This window comes from Coleofasciculus sp. F4-SAH-05, assembly GCF_040222985.1.
Lineage (GTDB): Bacteria > Cyanobacteriota > Cyanobacteriia > Cyanobacteriales > Coleofasciculaceae > Coleofasciculus > Coleofasciculus chthonoplastes.
On record NZ_JAVKBY010000262.1, the window covers coordinates 1 to 21,147 of the forward strand.

General features: G+C 45.2%; 23 protein-coding genes and 1 other RNA gene. 18 read left to right on the plus strand and 6 right to left on the minus strand.

All coding sequences use genetic code 11. From position 1 onward, the window contains the following. The first annotated feature begins 321 nt into the window (after nucleotides 1-321). The 6 genes from RIG27_RS32235 (at nucleotide 322) to RIG27_RS32260 (ending at nucleotide 5,886) form a co-directional block, all read left to right on the plus strand. The gene (locus RIG27_RS32235; protein WP_446351137.1) at nucleotides 322-1,500 is read left to right on the plus strand and encodes a hypothetical protein; all 1,179 of its coding nucleotides are present in this window, start codon (nucleotides 322-324) and stop codon (nucleotides 1,498-1,500) included. A 31-nt stretch (nucleotides 1,501-1,531) separates the two neighbouring features. Next, complete coding sequence (gene corA, locus RIG27_RS32240; RefSeq protein WP_446351138.1) at nucleotides 1,532-2,680, plus strand: magnesium/cobalt transporter CorA; 1,149 nt, start codon at nucleotides 1,532-1,534, stop codon at nucleotides 2,678-2,680. A gap of 74 nt (nucleotides 2,681-2,754) precedes the next feature. Then, nucleotides 2,755-3,366 (plus strand): hypothetical protein, encoded by a 612-nt coding sequence (locus RIG27_RS32245; RefSeq protein ID WP_446351139.1) that lies wholly within the window; start codon nucleotides 2,755-2,757, stop codon nucleotides 3,364-3,366. Between the two features lie 55 nt (nucleotides 3,367-3,421). After that, nucleotides 3,422-3,855, plus strand: an RNA gene (gene rnpB / locus RIG27_RS32250) — RNase P RNA component class A. Nucleotides 3,856-3,968: 113 nt separating this feature from the next. Then, complete coding sequence (gene rnc, locus RIG27_RS32255; RefSeq protein WP_446340539.1) at nucleotides 3,969-4,676, plus strand: ribonuclease III; 708 nt, start codon at nucleotides 3,969-3,971, stop codon at nucleotides 4,674-4,676. Between the two features lie 127 nt (nucleotides 4,677-4,803). After that, nucleotides 4,804-5,886, plus strand: a complete 1,083-nt coding sequence (locus RIG27_RS32260) for a Gfo/Idh/MocA family protein (RefSeq protein WP_446351140.1) — start codon at nucleotides 4,804-4,806, stop codon at nucleotides 5,884-5,886. Between the two features lie 67 nt (nucleotides 5,887-5,953). On the opposite strand, the gene RIG27_RS32265 is transcribed toward RIG27_RS32260, so the two are convergent. Then, complete coding sequence (locus RIG27_RS32265) at nucleotides 5,954-6,571, minus strand: Uma2 family endonuclease (protein ID WP_446351141.1); 618 nt, start codon at nucleotides 6,569-6,571, stop codon at nucleotides 5,954-5,956. Nucleotides 6,572-6,608: 37 nt separating this feature from the next. Continuing rightward, nucleotides 6,609-8,720 carry an ATP-binding protein gene (locus tag RIG27_RS32270; RefSeq protein WP_446351142.1) on the minus strand — a complete coding sequence of 704 codons (2,112 nt, stop codon included), beginning with the start codon at nucleotides 8,718-8,720 and terminating at the stop codon, nucleotides 6,609-6,611. 188 nt (nucleotides 8,721-8,908) lie between these two features. Here RIG27_RS32270 and RIG27_RS32275 point away from each other — a divergent pair, with 188 nt between their 5' ends. From RIG27_RS32275 to RIG27_RS32285, 3 genes are all read left to right on the plus strand, one after another. After that, on the plus strand, nucleotides 8,909-9,610 hold the full coding sequence (locus RIG27_RS32275; protein WP_446351143.1) for a RibD family protein: 702 nt from the start codon (nucleotides 8,909-8,911) through the stop codon (nucleotides 9,608-9,610). Nucleotides 9,611-9,823: 213 nt separating this feature from the next. After that, complete coding sequence (locus RIG27_RS32280; protein ID WP_446351144.1) at nucleotides 9,824-11,014, plus strand: GNAT family N-acetyltransferase; 1,191 nt, start codon at nucleotides 9,824-9,826, stop codon at nucleotides 11,012-11,014. A 175-nt stretch (nucleotides 11,015-11,189) separates the two neighbouring features. After that, on the plus strand, nucleotides 11,190-11,573 hold the full coding sequence (locus RIG27_RS32285) for a DUF4346 domain-containing protein (RefSeq protein ID WP_446351154.1): 384 nt from the start codon (nucleotides 11,190-11,192) through the stop codon (nucleotides 11,571-11,573). Nucleotides 11,574-11,713: 140 nt separating this feature from the next. Here the strand turns inward: RIG27_RS32285 and psb32 are convergent, their stop codons facing one another. Further along, nucleotides 11,714-12,430: a photosystem II repair protein Psb32 gene (gene psb32, locus RIG27_RS32290; RefSeq protein WP_446340545.1), complete on the minus strand. Its 717-nt coding sequence runs from the start codon at nucleotides 12,428-12,430 to the stop codon at nucleotides 11,714-11,716. A gap of 328 nt (nucleotides 12,431-12,758) precedes the next feature. Here psb32 and RIG27_RS32295 point away from each other — a divergent pair, with 328 nt between their 5' ends. Beyond that, nucleotides 12,759-13,253: a photosystem I reaction center protein subunit XI gene (locus RIG27_RS32295; protein WP_446351145.1), complete on the plus strand. Its 495-nt coding sequence runs from the start codon at nucleotides 12,759-12,761 to the stop codon at nucleotides 13,251-13,253. A gap of 69 nt (nucleotides 13,254-13,322) precedes the next feature. Continuing rightward, nucleotides 13,323-13,439: a photosystem I reaction center subunit VIII gene (locus RIG27_RS32300; RefSeq protein WP_006100027.1), complete on the plus strand. Its 117-nt coding sequence runs from the start codon at nucleotides 13,323-13,325 to the stop codon at nucleotides 13,437-13,439. 80 nt (nucleotides 13,440-13,519) lie between these two features. Here RIG27_RS32300 and RIG27_RS32305 read toward each other — a convergent pair whose 3' ends face one another. The 3 genes from RIG27_RS32305 to RIG27_RS32315 are packed head-to-tail and all read right to left on the minus strand — an operon-like array spanning nucleotide 13,520 to nucleotide 14,467. After that, on the minus strand, nucleotides 13,520-14,047 hold the full coding sequence (locus RIG27_RS32305) for a hypothetical protein (protein WP_446351146.1): 528 nt from the start codon (nucleotides 14,045-14,047) through the stop codon (nucleotides 13,520-13,522). 5 nt (nucleotides 14,048-14,052) lie between these two features. Further along, nucleotides 14,053-14,259: a polymorphic toxin type 24 domain-containing protein gene (locus RIG27_RS32310; RefSeq protein ID WP_446351155.1), complete on the minus strand. Its 207-nt coding sequence runs from the start codon at nucleotides 14,257-14,259 to the stop codon at nucleotides 14,053-14,055. A 46-nt stretch (nucleotides 14,260-14,305) separates the two neighbouring features. After that, on the minus strand, nucleotides 14,306-14,467 hold the full coding sequence (locus tag RIG27_RS32315) for a hypothetical protein (protein ID WP_446351147.1): 162 nt from the start codon (nucleotides 14,465-14,467) through the stop codon (nucleotides 14,306-14,308). A 442-nt stretch (nucleotides 14,468-14,909) separates the two neighbouring features. Here RIG27_RS32315 and RIG27_RS32320 point away from each other — a divergent pair, with 442 nt between their 5' ends. The 7 genes from RIG27_RS32320 (at nucleotide 14,910) to RIG27_RS32350 (ending at nucleotide 19,989) form a co-directional block, all read left to right on the plus strand. Beyond that, nucleotides 14,910-15,635, plus strand: coding sequence for a Bax inhibitor-1/YccA family protein (locus tag RIG27_RS32320; RefSeq protein WP_446340546.1), 726 nt, complete (start codon nucleotides 14,910-14,912; stop codon nucleotides 15,633-15,635). 115 nt (nucleotides 15,636-15,750) lie between these two features. Continuing rightward, nucleotides 15,751-16,858, plus strand: a protein-coding gene (prfB, locus tag RIG27_RS32325; RefSeq protein ID WP_446351148.1) for a peptide chain release factor 2 whose coding sequence is annotated in 2 segments (ribosomal slippage) — nucleotides 15,751-15,822 and nucleotides 15,824-16,858 — 1,107 coding nt in all. Because the reading frame shifts where the segments join, the coding sequence is not laid out codon by codon here. A gap of 270 nt (nucleotides 16,859-17,128) precedes the next feature. Next, nucleotides 17,129-17,341 carry a DUF3285 domain-containing protein gene (locus RIG27_RS32330; RefSeq protein WP_446351149.1) on the plus strand — a complete coding sequence of 71 codons (213 nt, stop codon included), beginning with the start codon at nucleotides 17,129-17,131 and terminating at the stop codon, nucleotides 17,339-17,341. A 49-nt stretch (nucleotides 17,342-17,390) separates the two neighbouring features. Next, nucleotides 17,391-17,918: an rRNA maturation RNase YbeY gene (ybeY, locus tag RIG27_RS32335; protein ID WP_446351150.1), complete on the plus strand. Its 528-nt coding sequence runs from the start codon at nucleotides 17,391-17,393 to the stop codon at nucleotides 17,916-17,918. Nucleotides 17,919-17,968: 50 nt separating this feature from the next. Further along, on the plus strand, nucleotides 17,969-18,484 hold the full coding sequence (locus tag RIG27_RS32340) for a diacylglycerol kinase family protein (RefSeq protein WP_446351151.1): 516 nt from the start codon (nucleotides 17,969-17,971) through the stop codon (nucleotides 18,482-18,484). 72 nt (nucleotides 18,485-18,556) lie between these two features. Continuing rightward, nucleotides 18,557-19,177, plus strand: a complete 621-nt coding sequence (locus RIG27_RS32345; protein ID WP_446351152.1) for an anthranilate synthase component II — start codon at nucleotides 18,557-18,559, stop codon at nucleotides 19,175-19,177. 26 nt (nucleotides 19,178-19,203) lie between these two features. Continuing rightward, nucleotides 19,204-19,989 carry an MBL fold metallo-hydrolase gene (locus tag RIG27_RS32350; RefSeq protein WP_446351153.1) on the plus strand — a complete coding sequence of 262 codons (786 nt, stop codon included), beginning with the start codon at nucleotides 19,204-19,206 and terminating at the stop codon, nucleotides 19,987-19,989. Nucleotides 19,990-21,147: the final 1,158 nt, after the last annotated feature.

Genomic DNA, 21,147 nt, shown 5'->3' on the forward strand with positions numbered 1-21,147 from the left:
TGAATAAGATTATCTGTATTGACCGAGGAAGAAGTAATTAGAAATGCCGGATGAATTACATTAAGGTGTAGGGGCGGGTTTAGGGATTAACTTTGATAGTTCATACTAACTGGAATACAAAACCCGCCCTGCCTATCAATGCTATGAATAAGATTATATTTATTGACCGACGAACGGATTAGAGGGCGGGTTTTGGCAAGTGAACGGCTAAACCCTCCCCTACAGCGGATTTGTAGGAGCAGACATCCACAGTTTGAGATTTGCCGATCGCCTATTTTTTGGGTAACACTGGATGAGACAATGGCAGAGAAGGATTAAACTATGCTCGTATTTTTTATTCATGGTGTTGCCACATCCAACGTCAGATATGCCGAGCCACTACAACGTCTCATTCAGGAAGAGTTTGATCAACTAGGAGAATCTCGTCCCCATTTTTATTCTTGTTTTTGGGCAAATGTCCTAAAGGATGTTGGCAAGATATGGAACTGTATTCATCAAGACTTGCAGGAACTTAAGAGAGAATATCCCCAAACTAGCCCAGATGATATTTTCCGTTATCGAGAATTTCGCGAAGGATTCCTATCAGAGTTCGGTGGAGATTTTTTAAGTTACCTAAATCCTGAACGAGGTGCTGCTATCAGAAATCTGATTGCTCAACAGCTAGCCGATTTTCTGACCAAAAATCCTACAGAAACAGAACTCCATATCATTACCCACTCGCTGGGAAGTGTTATCCTATGGGATATCTTATTTTCCGAGAGATTCAGCCCCGAAGAGCCAGCTCATGATATTCGATCCGTGATTCATGGCTTAAACCAGTCTGAACCAATGAGAAAAGTACATCTCAAAAGCATCACAACAATGGGATCTCCGATTTTGTTCCTGAATATGATGTTAGAGGTTAATCCCGACAAACTTAAACAATTTGCCAATCGTTATCAAAACCAGCCGCTAAGATGGCGGAATATCATTCATTCCTCAGATTTGATTGCTTATCCGCTGCGGTCAAGCTTAAATCTTCAACCCTCTGATAACATATTTTTTCGAGATGAATATATCTCGACTGATGCCAATCTAGCCGAAAAAGCTGCCCGTGCTGTTGGTCAATTTGAAGCAGCACTTGCATTAGGTGTAGCTGATGCTCATGGTTCTTATTGGCATTGTTCCCAAACTGCTAATATAATTACGTCTAATATTCTGGGGAGTCAAGGAATTATCCGAGATGTGATTAATCGTTTATATAAAGTTCGCGGCATGACCAAGAAAATGTTGGATTTTACCAAAGATAGTCCGATCGATAGAAGTTTACAGCCGCTCAATTTCACAGATAGTAGTGGAATCCTATACCTCGTTGTCAATCCTCTTCAAGTGCATCATGTTTATGTTTATGATAATAAAAATGACTGTAAATTTGCTGGATATGTTGGTTGGATGGATACTGGCGGCTTAAAAGAAGAAGTTGAATGGATTAAAATGAATTTGTGCCAAGTCACGGAATAATCCTTATCCTAAGTATAAAAAGGAGCGCTAAATGACACAACGCCATTTTCCAGGGAGCAAGTTAGCCACAAGATCCAATGATGACGATGATGACGAAGATCTATTTGAGTATTTCTATGATGAGCCGGGGAGTTTACCGGGAACCTTAAGCATTGATGAAGATGCTTGTCCGTCATTCATCGTTTTGATTGACTACGATGAAAGTCACGCCAATCGTGTAACCAATTTAACCGCAGATGCTTGTACTCCTTACCTGACAAGTGAATCCGTATCTTGGCTGGATATTCAGGGGTTAGGTAGTGAAGATATTTTATTAGGCTTGGGGCGAATTGTGGGGTTACATCCCTTGCTATTGGAGGATGTGGTTAATGTTCCGCAGCGCCCTAAAGTGGAAGATTACACCGATCAGTTACTAATTATATCCCAGATGGTCATGCCTAAACCCACAGAAGATGGGTTTTGGATTGAGCAAGTGAGTTTTGTCTTAGGAAAATCCTATTTACTGACCTTTCAGGAGGAACCAGAACGGGATTGTTTTGAACCAGTACGCGCTCGAATTCGGGGACATAAAGGTAAAATACGGCAAGCGGGTGCGGATTATCTGGCGTATACGCTCTTGGATGCGATCATTGATGGGTTTTTTCCAGTGCTGGAAGACTATGGGGAACGCATCGAAGCGTTAGAGGATGAAGTGATTCTCAACCCTAATCACCAAACCCTGGAGAAAATTTACCAGGTTCGGCGGGAATTACTGGCATTACGCCGTTCAATTTGGCCCCAACGCAGTGCGATTAATGCATTAATTCGCGACGGTAGCCATTTGATTAGTTCAGATGTTCGTATTTATCTCCGGGACTGTTATGACCACACGATTCAGGTACTTGATATGGTAGAAACCTATCGGGAATTGGCGTCAGGTTTAATGGATGTTTACTTGTCCTCTGTCAGCAATAAAATGAATGAGGTAATGAAAGTCTTGACCGTAATGTCAACGGTTTTCATTCCCATCACCTTTATCGCTGGGGTTTATGGGATGAACTTCCAATATATACCAGAATTAACCTGGCGTTGGGGATACTTTGTCTGTTGGGGCGTGATGATCGCGATCGCGGCGTCTTTATGCTTCTTTTTCTGGCGTCGCGGCTGGTTCGAGGATTCTCGCTTTGCCAAACATGATTAAGGTTGAGTGCTGACGACTAATAACCGATCATGGGTTTGCTTACTTTTGTGTATTAATTCGGAGTCTTGGGGTTTATGGATTTTGCGACAGAATTAGCCCGAAATATATTAGTTTTAACCGTTTATTTTATTATTGTTGCCTTGGTTTTTAACCGAGCCTTTCAGTCCTTAGATAAGCTGGTGAAATTTGAAGCCGATGCGACTTATCTAAATAAAGAGTTATCCAAACATCAGCTACAGGACTTTCTCATCGTAAAATTCTCCTTTGCCGATAAATATGAATTGGATGAACTGAAACGATTATCCATGAGTATTGAAAATAAGTCCAAAGATATTTTTGTAGAAATTGATTGGAAACAGTGTTTTATCAGTGATTTTGATAAGCGCATTCGGCGAGCTATCCGCGTGATTCCCGGCAAAAATGAGGCAGCCTCTCAATCACCGAGTACAATTCTCCCCGGTCAAACCCTAAAAGAAGAGATTAGCGATGAAAAGATCGGTTCTCCTCTTTTTGCCCCTAAAAACCTACAAGCAGCGGCTGACAAAAACGACTATTTTTACTTGCGTTTATTCTTAAAGATATCGGAAGCAAATACAAAAGGACGTACCTGCAACCTACGCTGTCAGTTCATCGCCAAAAATCTGTCCTGGCAAAAAGCACTGGTTCTCGCCTTACAACCCAAATAATTACGGTGTTCCTCCCCAATAAATAGCCCACGGCGATTAAAATAGATCATAAGGAGAGAGTCGGCGCAGGTGGTTGCGGATTCACCCTAGCGGTGAATCTGAGGAAAGTCCGGGCTCCCGAAAGACTAAACTTGCTGGGTAACGCCCAGTGCGGGTGACCGTGAGGATAGTGCCACAGAAACATACCGCCAAAGAAGTTATTAAGTGCTGAGTGTTGAGTGCTGAGTTATAACTCAAAACTCAACACTCTCGCACTCAACACTTTTTGGTAAGGGTGCAAAGGTGCGGTAAGAGCGCACCAGCAGCATCGAGAGGTGCTGGCTCGGTAAACCCCGGTTGGGTGCAAGGTCGTTAGGAACTACGGTTGGTCTTTTCCCAGTTCCTGCTTAAAGAGCCGCTAGAGGCGTCTGGTAACAGGCGTCCCAGATAGATAACCACCCTCCTAGTGATATAGGAGAACAGAACCCGGCTTACGTCCGACTCTCTCCCTTCTAGTCATAAGTTTATTGTAGGGGCGGGTTTAGGGACTCAAGCTAGCTTGTCACTAATAACTGAACAACAAAACCCGCCCTTATTCATGGACTTACCAATCCGTTTTTTCGATGACCATTGACCCCAGACGACACAAACAATTGCAAAAATTAGTGCAAAAGCTCGGATTACTGGACAATGCGCCCATTCAATGGGATAAGCTTGATTTGGCGCTGACTCACCCCAGTATGTCCCGTGATGTGAACTATGACCAGTTGGAGTTTGTCGGGGATGCGGTGGTGCGAATGGCTGCCTCAGAGTTATTATTTGAAACCTATCCCAACGCTTCAGTCGGTGACTTTGCGGCAATTCGTTCCGTGTTGGTGAGCGATCGCATCTTGGCTCAATTGGCTCAAGAGTATGGACTGGAGCGATACTTGCTCCTGGCTCCCAGCGCGGCGGCTGATCCTAGGGGTGAGATGTCACGGCTGGCTGACGCCTTTGAAGCGATCGTCGGCGCACTTTATCTGAGTACCCACACCTTAGAATTAATTCGCCCTTGGCTTGATCCTCATTTTCAGCGATTGACTGAAGACATTCTTAAAGATCCCGCCCGCCAAAACTATAAAGATGCTCTGCAAGAATGGACTCAAGCTCACTATAAATCTTTACCCGAATATCGCCTTACCGAAACCAATCCCATTGAGGCAGACGAGAATCGCTTTACTGCCCAAGTTTGGTTTCAAGGTCAACAATTGGGTGAAGGGCAAGGGCGCTCTAAAAAAGCGGCAGAACAAGCCGCCGCTAAAGCAGCTTTGGCTAAAGTGATTGGTGATTAGTCATTAGTCATTTGTCCTTCGTCATTTGTCCTACTCGCTCCCGAAAAGAAGCAAGCTACGTCATAGTGACATCAGGGTGACAAACAACGATAATAGTGAAACCTGCCCCTACAGATTCAGAAATTCTATGAAGATTAAAATTGCCGTATTGGGAGCCGGACGTTGGGGTACGCATTTGGTGCGGAATTTCGCGTCACATCCAGATGCTCAACTGGTAGCGGTAGTTGATTCCTCTAGGGAACGCTTAACTCAGCTTAAAGAACGATTGAACCTGAATGACAATGTGGTTCTAGCAGACAATTGGCAATCGATACAATCCCAGATAGAGTGCGATGCGGTGGTGATTGCGACGCCGGCGGTGACTCATTATTCCCTGATTCAAGACGCCCTACAGCAAGGGTTCCATGTGCTAGCCGAAAAGCCCTTGACCCTCGATGCGGCTGAATGCCAACAGTTGTCTGATTTAGCCCGTCAACAGCAGCGCCAGTTGATGGTAGATCACACCTATTTATTTCATCCGGCTGTTGAGCAGGGTAAAGCGGTGGTGCAATCTGGATGCTTAGGAGAATTGCGCTATGGCTACGCGGCTCGGACTAATCTAGGACCCGTGCGTCAGGATGTAGACGCGCTGTGGGATTTAGCGATTCATGATATCGCGATCTTCAATACCTGGTTAGGTGAGCAACCTGTGCAAGTTCAAGCCACGGGACGGGTGTGGTTACAACGGCAAGAGGGATCTGTAGGGGCGGGTTTAACGGATAATGTCACTCCACCCGCCCTTCTGAAGGAACAAGATTTAGCCGATTTTGTTTACGTTATTTTGACGTATCCGACGGGTTTTCAGGCGTATATTCACTTATGTTGGCTCAACCCAGATAAACAACGGCGTCTGGGGGTAGTGGGGAGTCAAGGAACGTTAATTTTTGATGAGATGCAAAATGATGCGCCCCTAACGCTTCAGCATGGGTATTTCCAGCAAAGTGGAGATGTGTTTACGCCTGCGGGTTTGCGGCGGGAAGTCATCGAAATTGAGCGTCGTGAACCGTTGGCGCAAGTGTGCGATCGCTTTTTGCAGAGCATCCGCGATAATCAACCTGTATCAGTATCTTCCGGCTGGGTAGCGGCTCAACTGGTCAACATTCTCAGTTGTCTATCCCAGTCTCTCCAACAGGGAGGAACACCGATTAAGGTTCCCCAGTTAGCAGAATGACAGATAACTTAAAAAATTAAGTAGGGTTTGGGGTGTCGGGAAAAATTTTCGACCTCAAGTTTCTCTGTCAATAATGAGTGTCTTCTGGATTATCTTCAGGAAAGACAACATCTTCATACAGCAAAGAAATAGGGCATCGGAAATCAACGCTAGTTAAATACACCTCTAATTCTGTCCCGCTAGTTGTTGTTTCTTCAAGAGAATAAGACGTCAATTCCCATTTTCCTACCTGATTGAGTCGGTAGCATTCCACGTTCATTTTGTCTGGCTCAATCAGAACATATTCTTTCAAGCTATCAATCCGACGGTAATGCCTAAATTTTTTGCCACGGTCAAAGGCTTCTGTCCCCGGCGACAGGACTTCGACAAGCAAACAGGGATGATAGATAATTTTACGCGCTCTTTGGTCTTGCGGATCGCAACTAACCATCACATCTGGATAGTGAAAGGGTCCCTGACGTGAAACTCCTACTTTGGCATCTGCCATAAAGACTTTACAGCCTTTACCCCTCAGGTGATTTTTGAGTGCAGATGTCAGATTTACGGCAATAGAGTTATGGGAAAGGGTTCCCCCTGTCATCGCAAAAACTTTCCCATTAATATATTCATACTTAATGGTTTGTTGTTCTTCCCATTCCAGATACTCTTGAGTAGTTATTCGTTGATTTTTAAGTTGAGCAATCATTGAAAATCTTTCTTTTAAATATGACTATAGTAAACTATTAATCAGTTATTAAATTACCGTTAATCTCGTCAATTGATTCCTGAGGTTTAGGCAATCCTGTAGAACGGGATGAGAGTGGCTCACTGTCAAGTTGCTCATCCGTATCCTGTCTCTTTGTTTCGACAAGCGGTAAGCTAATGTTCACCGTCGTTCCCTGACCTTCTCCAGCACTAAAAAGGGTAATTGTCCCCCCCATCAATTCGATCAAGTTGCGGGAAATAGCCAGACCGAGACCTGTACCACCGTACTTGCGCGTGGTTGACCCATCTACCATGACAAAGGGACGAAATAGTTTAGACTGTTGCACGGGATCGATGCCAATTCCAGTATCTTTAACCGTTACCACAACTTGTGCAGGAAGCAACTCTCTACTTCCCTGATTTTCAGTGACTTGTTTATTACTGGGAATCGTGGAGACGCTAGCAACAGATGTAGAATCATCAGCACTCACCACGGGTTCGGTCTTATCGCTGGCTGTTTCAATCTGTGTACTGACTGTAATGCTGCCAGAATCAGTAAACTTTGCCGAGTTACCAATGACATTAATTAGGACTTGCTTCAGTTTAGCGGGATCGGCAAGAACGGGAAGTTTTTCATGCAAGTTTTTCGTATTGAATTCGAGTCCCTTCGATTGAATAGAGACTGCCTGTAAGTGAATTACTTCATCAATCAGTTGACGCAGATCGAGCAGTTCAACTTCAACGGAAAGTTTACCTGACTCAAGTTTAGCCAGGTCTAAAACATCGTTAATAATGTTCAACAAATGAATAGCCGCTTCATCGGCTCGTTGTAAAAAGTCAAGTTCTTCCTCGCGGTCATCACAGAAACCATCTTTGACCAGTCGCAGGCAACCAATAATACCATTCAGGGGAGTTCTCAATTCGTGAGATGTTGTAGCGAGAAACTCATTCTTAAGCTGGTTGGCGGCTTGGGCTTCTTTCCAGGCGGCTTCGAGTTCTTCCGCCCAATGTTTGAGGCGCTCAAACATGCCATCAAGGGCTTCGGCTAATTGGTTAATTTCTCGAATTTTGAAGGTATGAGGAATACGATAATTCGAGTGCAGCTGGGATTCATGCAGGGCGCAATCTCTGAGTTTTTCTAAGGGACGGGCGAGGTCACGGGCAATGTAAATTGTGGCTAAAATACTGGCAGTAATTAAGCCACAGGTGAGGATAAACAGAACTTGGCGGATATCCTGAAGACCGATCAGCGCACTCTCTAAGGGGGTAACAGCGAGAATAATCCATTGCTGGTCAGATTGGTCGCTAATCGGACTTTCAATCGCTGTGTAGCCAGCGACATATTCCTGACCATCCAAGGCAAGATGGATAAAGGACTCACGACCTGCGATCGCGTCTTCGACCAGACTCTCAACTCTTGCAGAATCCAGTTCTTGGTTGATATTGCGTCCCACTTGCTGGGCGATGGGATGCACCAGAATTTTACCCGCTTGGGTAATCACCACGGGTTCACCAGATAGAGAACCGGGCTGAATAGATTTGGACTGGAGTAAGGTTGAGCATAAGCTCAAAGCATATTGGAGTTGACCCTCAGCGTTATAAACGGGCGCACTCAACAGAAGCGGGAGTTGACTTTTGTCTGAGATGGCTTCGGCTTCATTTGTAGCAGGGGTTGAAGGTGCTAGCGGAGGTAGCACTGTCACCTCAATTTGAGACGGATCGACAGAAACCTCACCTTGCTGGCTGGACCATTGCGATATCATTTGCTGGCTGATGAGTAAGGGTTGATTACAGGTACTGCTCACGATATCTTGAGTCTGGATATCACTCAACTGCACGCAATTGATCGGGGTTGGGAGTTGTTGAGCCAGTTGGTTGATAAATTGTTGATAGCCTGTCGATGACTGAGATTGCAGGACTATGGCTTGGCTAGCGGTCAGCAGATTGGCTTGTAACGCTGAGATCGCCTCTTGAATGCTTTCTCCTTTTCTCACAGCGCTTTCGGTTAAATTTTGACGGGCTGTGTCTAAAAGCGTTGAGCGTGCTTTTCTGTAGGTCACATAAACTCCCAAGAGTAACACTGGCACGCTGAGTAACAACAGGCGTGACAGCAAAACACGACGAAAGGAGGATTGACCTGGCTTAGCCATAAGATACGCTGGTGTGATTGCAGAAGAAAAGGTGGTAGAAAGAGTAATCGTTAATACAGTTTACGAGTCACCGAGTTTCCTTGAAAACCCCTTATCTCTATCCTAGAACGATTCAAAACCTCTTTCGATTGTTTTGATCGACCCCTCTCAACCGCCAACTTTAATTTTGTCGGACTACTTAGACAACTATGCCGGAAACCCCTGCTATCAATCGACCCCATACCACAGTGGTTCTGGCAATGAGTGTCGATGGCAAGATTGCGGACGTGACGCGATCGCCTGCCCGATTCTCATCGCCTGCGGATCAAGCCCATCTAGAAAACCAGGTGGCGTTGGCGGATGGGGTTTTGTTCGGTGCAGGGACTCTGTGCGCTTATGGTACCACTCGCAGTGTCTCAAATTCCCAGTTACAGCAACAGCGTCAACAACGGGGCTTACCTATCCAACCGGTGCAGATTGTTTGCTCCCGTTTAGCTCAATTCGATCCGCAATTACGCTTTTTTCGCCAAAACTTACCCCGTTGGCTGTTGACGACAGAGGCGGGTGCTGAACCCTGGCGGGACAAGTCGGATTATTTTGAGCGGATTTTGGTGGTGAATGCCTCTAGCGATGGGATAAATTGGCATGACGCTTATCAACAGCTAAACCAATTGGGCATCCAACGGCTTGCTGTCTTAGGGGGGGGTAACTTAGTGGCATCTCTACTGGCGGCTGATTTAATCGATGAACTCTGGTTCACAGTTTGTCCCCTGATTTTAGGGGGTGCAGCCGCCCCAACGTCCGTTCAGGGGGCTGGTTTTTCTGAGCAATTGGCGAAACGTTTAGAACTTTTGGCGGTTGAGAGGGTTGACCAAGAGTTATTTCTACACTATCGGTTGTCCAGGGAATGAAGAGATGGGGAAGTTGTAGAGACGTTGCATGCAACGTCTCTACTTAATTTTGACAATTCATCTCACATTAATCGGTCAAAATAAACTCGGCTATGTTAACTTATGTAAATAACCCCTCAAGCCCTTACCAATGACAAAAGACTAATGACAAATAACGATCCTCACCGTTCATTTTAATCCATGCCAACCTAGACCTAATTATAAATTTTCCCAATGGTTCACCAACCGCAGACTGACTATTCCGTTAACTGGGTTAACCGGATGGCTGATATTCCCCAAGCAGCTTGGGATGCCCTTGCCCAACCCCTGAAAACACCATTTCTGGAATGGGATTGGTTGAATAATTTAGAAACATCGGGAAGTGCGACATCTAAAACCGGCTGGTTGCCCAATCACCTAACAGTATGGCAAAACCGACAGCTTATTGCGGCTGCGCCCTTCTATATTAAAGGTCATAGCTATGGAGAATTTGTCTTTGACCACCAATGGGCAGATCTATCTCATCGCTTAGGCGTTCGCTACTATCCCAAACTGTTAGGAATGACGCCGTTTACCCCAGCAGGCGGGTATCGATTTTTAATTGCACCTGGAGAAGATGAAGATGAACTCACTGAGATTATGGTGAGTGCCATTGATCACTTTTGCGGGAATAACCAGATTAGTGGCTGTCATTTTCTCTTTGTTGACTCTGAATGGCGACAGGTGATGGAACGCCATGGTTTTACAAGCTGGTTGCATCACAGTTATATTTGGCAGAATAAAGGGTTTAGTAGCTTCGATGATTATCTGAGTATCTTTAACGCCAATCAGCGCCGTAATATTAAGCGGGAACGTAAAGCGGTGACTAAAGCCGGACTGCGTTTGATTCCTTTAGTCGGAGATGATATTCCCAAATCCTTATTTCCCCTGATTTATAACTTCTATAGCAGCACCTGCGATAAGTTTTTTTGGGGCAGTAAGTATCTGACGCGCCAGTTTTTTGAACAGTTGTATCCCGACTATCGTCATCGCGTGGTATTGGTGGCGGCTTATCGAGACGATGATGACCGACATCCAGTGGGGATGTCGTTTTGTATTAATAAGGGTGATCAGTTGTATGGGCGCTATTGGGGCTGTTTTGAGGAATATGATTGCCTGCATTTCGATGCGTGCTATTACACCCCGATAGAATGGGCGATCGCGAATGGGGTTAAGATGTTTGATCCAGGTGCTGGGGGACGCCACAAGCGGCGGCGAGGATTTCCCGCGACACCGAATCACAGTCTGCACCGATTTTACAATCAACGCCTGATGCAAATTTTGCGCCACTATATTGGTGAGGTGAATGAAATGGAACAGGAAGAAATCGACGCAATTAATAACGATTTACCGTTTAGCAAACGAGACATTCAATTTTTGGTTTAGGATTGATTGTCACGGGATGATGAAAGTATCCTAGTTTTTAACCGAACCTCAGCACAATTGGCAGGGGTCTTAATTTTCAAATTGCTATAAGATGCTTCTGCCTCCTGCCCTCTGCCTGCTTTAAACGGTCTAAACACGATACTATTCAAGAAGGGACGCATTGAGCCAAGACAAGATGAACCAAACAGCAGAAGACCTGCGTACTATTGATGACAAACTGTCTAAACGGGAAATTGAACTTGATCCCGGTGGATATTTTATTATCTACCTCAACCGGGATGCACGATTAATTTGTGCCAAACATTTCACCAATGTGATTGATGATCGCGGTTTAGCCGTTGACCCCGAAACCGGTAAACCGATTCCCGCACGAGGTAAGGTGGAACGGACTCATACCACCTTGTTTACAGGTAGAACCGCCAAGGAACTTTGTGTGGTTATTTTTGAGCAAACCCAGCCCTGTCCAGTCACGATGTTGGATCATGCAGCTTATTTAGGACGGGAGTTTATGCGGGCTGAGTACGCTTTAATTTCTGGACAGGAGTATGTCCAAGATTAGTGCCCCACAGCAAAAGCTTCTGATCATCTCTTAGAGAAGAGAGAAGAGGGAACAGGGAACAGGGAACAGTAATAAATGACAAATGACAAATGACAAATGACCAATGACCAATGACCAATGACCAATGACCAATGACGAACTTAACTAGAGAAGCCCTGATAAAAGAAGTAGGTTGCCATCGGTACGACTGTCGCGACAACCAATAAGACAACAACCCAGATGGTTGAGTTTTTGGTGTCAGTTTCTTCTGCGCTGGTAAATGTGCCTTCAACCTGAACCGTTTCTTCGACAACTGGAGGACCGGGATCAGGTTGACCCGATAGCACCGCCACTAAGCGATCGCTAGCCTCTAAAAAAGACTTATTGTACTTGTTACCCTCCCGCAAGGGGACTGTCATTGTTTCCGAGGCGACACTCTCGGCAATGTCGTCGGGCATAATTGACTTGACGTCTTCCCCGGTGACAATGGCAGTATTATTTGTCAGGGTGTCGATAAGTAGCAAGGTTTGATTCGCTTGGGCTTCCGGTGTCGGATACCATTTTTTGAATAGGGCTTTAGCAAAGCTGTCTACGGTTTCACCGTAGTCTAAACGGCGAACCGTCACAAATCTGACTTCCTGGTCGGTTTTCTGGGCTAAATCTTCCAAGCTTTTGCTCAACTTGCCTTCACTCAGGCGGCTGAGTACGTCGGCTTGATCAATCACCCAGGTTGGTTCACCCGCGTTGACATTGGGCATTTGATAGACGTTTATAGCGTTGGCAGGTGTAGCCACCAATCCGCTAACTAAAACGCCCAGTAATAGCGGTAGTATTAGACGTTTCAGGTTTTTGTATAGTTGATTGAAGATTTGTCTCATTTACTGACTCTTGAGATGACTGTTTTTTTCAAAATACTACACTCTAGTGAACGACCGACATCTAGCTCATGTCTTGACAGATAACCATAGTTGTGCAACTTAGATTCCTGATTTTTCCAAGAAGTCAGGGGTTTTGGTCGGTGGACCTAGACGATGATTCGCGCCGATTACTCCCTAGAGACACGGCGGTGTTATATCCTTAAGCTATAACTAATTTGATGAAGTTTTTTAAAGGTCTTCCCATATTGTGTCATGGGATTACCCTTCCCTGCTTACAATGTTAAGTCAGGTATTTTTGTAAACATTCAGATTGAGAGGCAATATCTAGATGGCAGATGCAAGAAATATGGAAATGGTAAAGCCCTACAATGGAGACCCCTTTGTGGGTCATTTATCCACTCCAATCAGCGATTCAGCGTTTACCCGGGCATTCATTGGCAATCTGCCCGCTTATCGTAAAGGGCTATCCCCATTCATACGCGGTTTGGAAATTGGCATGGCTCATGGTTACTTCCTACTCGGTCCCTGGGTTGTCTTTGGCCCCTTACGGGATTATGAACCTGCCAAATATCTAGGCGGCTTAGTCGGTGCTTTGGTGTTGGTGTTGCTGGGAACCGCCGGAATGGCAGCTTGGGGATTAGTCTCGCTCAAAAGTGCGGATGAAAGTGCTCCGGGTACAGAACAGCTCAAAACGTCGGAAGGCTGGAGTGAATTTGCAGGTGGATTCTTTGTTGGAGGTATGGGAGGGGCTTTTGTTGCTTACTTCCTCCTGGAAAATTTTGAAACCGTGGACGCCATTTTCCGAGGCTTGGTGAATAACTAACCCCATTGGGTTCGTTCATTGGGTAATATTTGTCTTGAACTCTTGTAAATTTAGATAGGACAATTTGACATGACTGGTTCTTATGCAGCTTCGTTCTTGCCCTGGATTCTGATTCCTGTCGTCTGTTGGCTGATGCCTGCTGTGCTGATGGGACTTTTGTTTATCCACATTGAAAGTGACGCCTAAGCAGGTCGTTTTTCAACGTTGAGTTAAATGAGTCGTGTGGGTGGTTGTTGCCTTGTGAGCAAAACACCCACACGACAAAGCTATATTAATAGCTCATAATTTTTGTCACTACTTTGGAGTTCTTTTTTGGGCTTGACTTGTAACTCTTCGCGTTTACTATGATGGAAAGTGACAACCACAGTGTATTCATCTCTAGTGCAAGAGACTTCAAAACTATACTTTGGATACAGTAACTTAAGATTATTTTCCCACATTTGTTTGAGTACTTGACCCAAATAAAATAAGTTATCAATTCCAGCAGATTCTGAACCAGGAAGCAAATCATCAATATGCTGATGGTTCATTACCTGCTCAATCGAGGCAATATTATCTCCGAGTTGTGCTTTCCACTGCTCGTAAATTTCTAAATTAAAGGCTTCTGATAAAAAAACACCTCCCTCATGTTCAACAAAGTCAGGTAAAAAGACTTTGGTGAAGGCTAAAGCAACTTCGATATTAGAGACTCCAGCAAGATAATCCCAGAGAGAAAAATCATCGCCGTTAATTTGTTTCCACTGCTGGAAATCGCTCATTTTATCTGTATTTAAAGATAGGTGCTGGGTTTCCATGATTTTTAAGGTATCTCGTCAGTTATAGCAGGTCGAGCTCTTTTTTCAGTTTGCACAAAAATATTCCCTGCTGGGTTTTGGTGATGTTTGTATTCAACAACATGGGGAGTTGGGACTCCTGCATGAGCCTTACCCATCAAGTCTACTCGCTTAATCGCCCGCCCATTGTCATCGTAGACAATATATAGTGTTTTCAGATGATTCGTGTACAGCCAAAGCGCTGAAAGCCTTACTGGGCAAGGGTTGCTTGTTTAGATCTCAAATGTAAACACTATAGCTAGTTATGTTACCGCCATCTAGACGATAACGCACCTCTCTAGCACTTGCTCCATCACGAGGAAATCTCCCACTGATTTGAGTTCCGGTGGCGATGAGAATGCTTGCTGGTATCCCAACTGTCCAGTCAACAGGTTTAAACACTAATATAATATAAGTTGTCGGACATAAATCAATGGTACTATATCAAGACATAAAAATGATTGTAAACTGTTCGGCATTAAACCATTACTTAATGTCAAAAAAAATGAAACCAATTGTAATGCGAGGATATTACTCGCGACCCATTCCAAATTTAAATGCGTGACCGCTTAAGCTTCCAGTCCATGGTCTGAGTTAAATTATTGCTAAAAATATGTTTTATGGTTTTTTTTGTATATTTTTCTGTTTTTAGTTTTGAATTTTACTAATATAATCGCATCAAAAAAGATTTGTAATACCATCCTATAATAGAGTGTAGTATACTATTATTGAAAGTCAATCTGCTTTCATTCAAGATTCATCTCACCGTCAAATCGAAGATTACGACGGGAGTCATCTTACCCGATCAACTTAAATTATTTCGTAAGTTACACAAGGAGTTCTCATGAGTAACACGAGTAACTTTCGCCAAGCCATGCGTAATGCTAAGGGTCAAGCCTTAGTCGGACCAAATGTGATAGCCAACGCCCTGCCCTACGTCGGTGGTGGATTAGTTTTAACGGCTGTCGGGACTTATGGTGGTTTGAATGTCCTTACCACCAACCCCGGGTTATTCATGACAACCTTCTGGGTTGCCCTGATTGCTGAATTAGTCCTATTCTTCGTCGCTCGTGGTGTGGCGGAGAAAGGCAATAACAGTGCAGCATTGCCTCTATTGGCGACCTATAGCCTGCTCTCCGGCTACACCCTCAGTGGTATCGTCTACGTTGCCCTTGGCACATCAGGGGTGGGGGTTTCAGGAATTGGCATCGCCGCTCTCGGTTGTGGTGTCACTTTTGTCGCTGCCCGTCAAATTGGCTCGAATCTTTCGGACCAAGATGGGATGGCGTTAACCCAAACCGTGCAACTGGGTATTATTGCCTTGTTGGTAGTGTTGGTGGGTCAGCTCGTCTTAAGCTTTTTTGGCGTCTATACCCCTAGCTGGCTAGAAATTGGCATCTCTGGGATTGGCGTTTTACTGTTTGTTGGTGCGGCGGTGGTGGATTTCTATATCTTGCCCCGCACCTATCGCAATGATCAGTATCTGCCAGCCGCCCTGTCGATGTATTTGACCTACATCAACCTGTTTATCTTTATTTTGCGGTTGTTGATTGCCTTTAATCGCGACTAACTGACTCACTTTATCCCACGACTTTTAAGGCGTGGGATACCTGTCATTGGTCTGATGTAATTAAGTTTTCTGATTACAATTGATTAAAGGGAGTAAAGTACCAGCACAAAAAAATATGGAAGTTGTAGAGATTAAACGCGAAGTCGAAACCTTGTCCCTTCGCCTGGGAAAAACCCAGGACTATCTTTGACGTACCTGCACTGACTGCCAAAATTAAAGACTTAGAGCAACAAGCGGCTCAACCGGATTTTTGGGATGACCAAACCTTCGCTCAGCGAACCCTGCAAAAGCTGAATGACCTGAAATTGAATTTGCAGCAGTACCAGCAGTGGAAAAGTAATCTAGAGGATGCAAAAGCGGTTCTGGAATTGCTGGAACTAGAAACCGACGAAGGACTGCTGCAAGAAGCTCAAACCAATGTAGTCAAGCTGAATCGCGAACTTGACCGTTGGGAATTAGAACAGCTACTATCGGGTCCTTATGACGCCAATGGTGCGGTACTGGCGATTAATGCTGGGGCTGGCGGAACAGATGCCCAAGATTGGGCGCAAATGCTGCTGCGGATGTATACCCGTTGGGCAGAAAACCAAGGGTATAAAGTGCAGTTGGCAGAATTCTCGGAAGGAGATGAAGCGGGGATTAAGTCAGCCACCCTAGAAATTCAGGGACTCCGCGCCTATGGCTATTTGAAAGCTGAGAAAGGAACTCACCGACTCGTGCGAATTTCTCCCTATAACGCCAACGGGAAACGGCAAACCAGTTTTGCTGGGGTTGAGGTTATGCCCATCCTGAACGAGGATGTAGACCTAGATATACCTGAAACGGATTTAGAGATTACCACCTCTCGTTCTGGGGGTAAGGGCGGTCAAAATGTCAATAAAGTGGAAACCGCCGTTCGGGTTAAGCATATTCCCACAGACATTGCCGTGCGCTGTACCCAGGAGCGATCGCAGCTCCAAAATAAGGAAAAAGCCCTCGCCCTGCTGAAAGCCAAGCTATTGGTGATTGCCCAAGAACAACGCGCTCAGGAAATTGCCGAAATCCGAGGCGATATGGTTGAAGCCGCTTGGGGGAATCAAATTCGCAATTATGTCTTCCACCCTTACCAGTTGGTGAAAGACTTGCGGACGAATGTGGAAACCACAGGCGTTGATGATGTCCTGAATGGGACTCTCGATCCCTTTATCGAAGCCTACCTACGTCAGGAAAATCAATTGACCTGATCAAGACAGGTGGGGGAGTTATCAGTTATCAGGAGATGGGGAAGATGGGGAAGATGGGGAAGATGGGGAAGATGGGGAAGCAATTGGAACGTCTATTGTAGTGTAGGGGCGGGTTTTACCGTTGGCGTTTGGTTGACACCCTGATATCACTAAACCCGCCCCGATAGAGTGCAATAATTCTTCGACGAATGACGCATGACAAATAACAATTTGTTACATTATGTAAATAAAAGCGATAGAATAGCCTTTAACATCAAATCAAAACTACCAATGAGTCAATCTTCAACCTCCCCGGATACAGCGAAGCCGCCGTTTGCTGAACAGTTAACACCCAACGCCGCTTTGAATGAACCGAAACCCAGTTACGTAAAATTAGCGATGCGTAACATGGTGCGTAAAGGAGGCAAGTCATTACAACACTTTTTTCTAACCACCGTGGGTCTATTAGCTGTGCTGATTGGTTTAGCTTACCTGACTGGTTAACGTTCCTATAGCTCATCTCACAGCTCATTTCACAACAGAGGCGGCACAAGTGAATATCGAACTAATAGTGCAGGATTGTTTCTTTGAAGCCTCCCAGTCAGCGACTCCGGAAGCGAATTCCCTGACGAACCCAATTTCCACCTCTACTTGGGAACATTGGTTCAGCCAATGGCTAGAAACACTGCACCCCGATAGTCCGCCAGCGTCGGCGTATGAATTGACACTACGCCTGACTGATGACGCAGAAATTCAGGCACTTAATTCTCAGTTCCGCCACAAAAATCAACCCACTGATGTACTCTCCTTCGCCACATTAGAGGTAGACTCGCCTCAGATACCTCCAGATATGCAAGCGGCTGAATCAGTCTACCTGGGAGATATCGTCATTTCAGTGGAAACCGCTTATCGCCAAGCCCAACACCAAGGTCATCCCTTGAGTATAGAGCTGTCTTGGTTAGCAACCCATGGGTTGCTACATCTTTTAGGGTGGGATCATCCGGATGAGGAAAGCCTACAGCGAATGCTAAACCAGCAGCAGGCTTTACTCCAGATTGTCAACTTGACGTTACCCGTATAATGACACTGGATTCGGTGTCAGTTCATTACTAGCAATGGAATTCAATTCCCATGGTTTATAACAATACTCACTCTCCCAATTCTCAATACTTGGTTCCAAGTTCCCGGTCGATAGTGCATGATTTGTCACTGCCAAATCCGCCAGAGTCTGACCAGAATCAGAGATTTAAACGAGACTTGGCTTGGTGCATTGCCCCAACCCTGTTGGTCAGTTTTAAATATGCTTGGGCGGGAGTTCGCTATGCCTTTGTCACCCAACGGAACTTTCGCATTCATACCCTGATTGGCACAGTAGCAATCACTTTGGCGATTTTGTTAGAGTTGCCGCCTGTAGAAATTGCGGTGATTGGCTTGACTAGTGGGCTAGTGATGACCCTGGAATTGCTGAATACAGCAGTTGAGGCGGTGGTTGACTTAACGGTTAAACAGTCTTATCATAAGCTGGCAAAAGTTGCCAAAGACTGTGCGGCAGGTGCTGTTCTCATCTCCGCGATCGCAGCCCTACTCGTTGCTGGTTCCCTACTTTTACCGCCCTTGGTGACTCGCATCCTGTTACTGATGCGCTAAGCTATTTTTTTAACCTAAATTAAAGTGTAATGGTTTGTCGTGGTTAGGGTAAGATACCCAGGAGTGTAAATTTTGATTGTTGTCATAGATAACTACGACAGTTTTACCTATAACTTGGTGCAGTATCTAGGGGAACTTGGGTTCACATTGCCCATTGCCACTGATATTCAGGTTTACCGTAATGACCAAATTGACCTGGATCAACTGCGCCAGTTAAATCCTGATGGGATAGTGATTTCCCCAGGACCCGGACGCCCGGATGATGCAGGGATCTCCTGTGAGTTAATTCACCAACTTGGTGCAACTGTACCCATCTTAGGTGTTTGTCTAGGTCATCAAAGTATTGGTCAAGTCTTTGGCGGCAACATTATCTCCGCACCCCTGTTGATGCATGGCAAAACCTCGGAAATTTATCACACCGGCGTCGGTGTTTTCCAGAATCTGCCCAATCCTTTTATCGCCACTCGATATCACAGTCTGGTAATTGAACGAGACACCTGTCCAGACGTGCTGGAAATTACCGCTTGGGTAGAGGATGGCACAATTATGGGGGTGAGACACCGGAACTATCCCCACCTCCAAGGCGTCCAATTTCATCCAGAGAGTGTTTTGACCGATTGCGGTAAACAGTTATTGCAAAATTTCCTAGTTTCTTTTCCAGCATCGACTCAAAACCCCATGGTTCTAGCTTAAGTTTGAGGAGTATTGATTAACTAACGATGAAACGGCGACAGTTGATGCGCTACGTGGGTGCAGGGGTGCTTGGGACTTTGGGAACGACATTGGCTGCACAATTTCAGTCGGCGGCGCAGTCGGCGAGTGGAACGTTGACAGTTAAGTGGTTAGGACATACCTGCTTTTTGTTTACAGGTGGGGGAATACGGATTTTGGTGAATCCGTTTCGGACAGTCGGCTGTACCGCAGGTTATCGTCCGCCAAAAGTGGAGTCTGATTTGGTTTTAATTAGTTCTCAGTTGTTGGATGAAGGTGCGGCTGAGGGATTGCCAGGAAATCCGCGTATCCTCTTTCAACCGGGAGTTTATCAGATTGGGGGGATTCGATTCCAAGGGATTAGTATTCCTCATGATCGCCACGGGGGACGTCGATTGGGGAATAATGTGGCATGGCAATGGGAGCAAAGTGGGATTAAACTTCTCCATTTAGGTGGCGCAGCTGCACCGATTGAAATTGAGCAAAAAATTCTCATGGGGCGTCCAGATGTGGCATTTGTGCCTGTGGGCGGCAGTATTAAAGCCTATAATCCAAGGGAGGCGAAAGACGCGATCGCGGTGTTGAATCCGAAGATGGTAATCCCAACTCATTTCCGTACCCAAGCCGCGGATGAAACCTGTCAGGGGGACTATGGGATTGAACCCGTGGATGAGTTTTTAACGGTGATGGAGGAAATGCCTGTAAGTCGGGTTAGTAGTGATACCCTGACGTTGAAACCCTCGGATTTACCCCAGGATGGTGCGATGATTAAAGTGTTGAGTTATCGATTTTAGAGTTTGTAGTAAGCGCTGTCTTCGCTTCTGGCACGCTTCGTGCCTACGACGAACCCAGCTTAAGATGGGGGAGATCTGAATTAATTGTCTGGTTAATTTTTGCATTGGATTGGGGCGGGTTTAGTTACATCTGGGTTAGGTAGCACTAATTTCGTTATCTACCGTTTTCCAGCGCCCACCTGTATTGACCGCAAACTGGTAAAGGTCACGATGAAGTTGTAAAACAATATTAGGCGTAAAGTTCACCTTACTTTCTCACCGAGATTAACGGTTTTATTAATGACCTGAATGTTGCTCAAACATCGGCTAATCCTGACGCACTTTATATTGTATGGGCAGGTAATAATGATTATAGTAAGGGTGGGCTTCGCGATAGTACTGAACCCATCAACTCTTCGTCGTACCAATTCTCTCTGAATGCCGTTATCTAAACGAACATTCTATTGTAACAATTGCGGGTTGGGGTAGGGGCACGGCAATGCCGTGCCCCTACAGCCTATACAGGTCTTTGTGTCTTAGTTCGGACAATTAGCCTAATTCCTGATGAGAGCAGAATCGGAAATGACACCCTATATGACGCCACATTTTTCCATTATAAAATAAGTCTACAAGACAATCACGATATTTGTCAATACTTATAATCGGATTATTTTCCTCCAACCCGCTTTTGAGACAATATATATAGTGCTTTGCCGTCTCAATTCTACGTTAGCATCATCGGTTCACAAAAAGCGCGATCGCGTCCGTCTCTTTGTGGTTTGATGCTTATTTTCACCACGACAATACTTTCGCTCAAAGTTGGGACAATTAGCATTATTCCTGATGAGTGCAGAATCTTAAATCACACCCTATACTATAGGTCGGCATATTTTCCCATTATGAAGTAAGTCTAAGGGAAAACCATGGGATATGTCAATCCCTCCAATAGGATTATTTAGGATTATTTTCCTCCAACCCGCTTTTGAGGAAATATAGTGTGCTGTCGCTTCAATTATACGTTCCCCGCATCGGTTCACAAAAAGCGCGATCGCGTCCGTCTCTTTGTGGTTTGATGCTTATTTTCACCACGACAATACTTTCGCTCAAAGTTGGGACAATTAGCATTATTCCTGATGAGATCAGAATCTTAAATCACACCCTATAGGTCGGCATATTTTC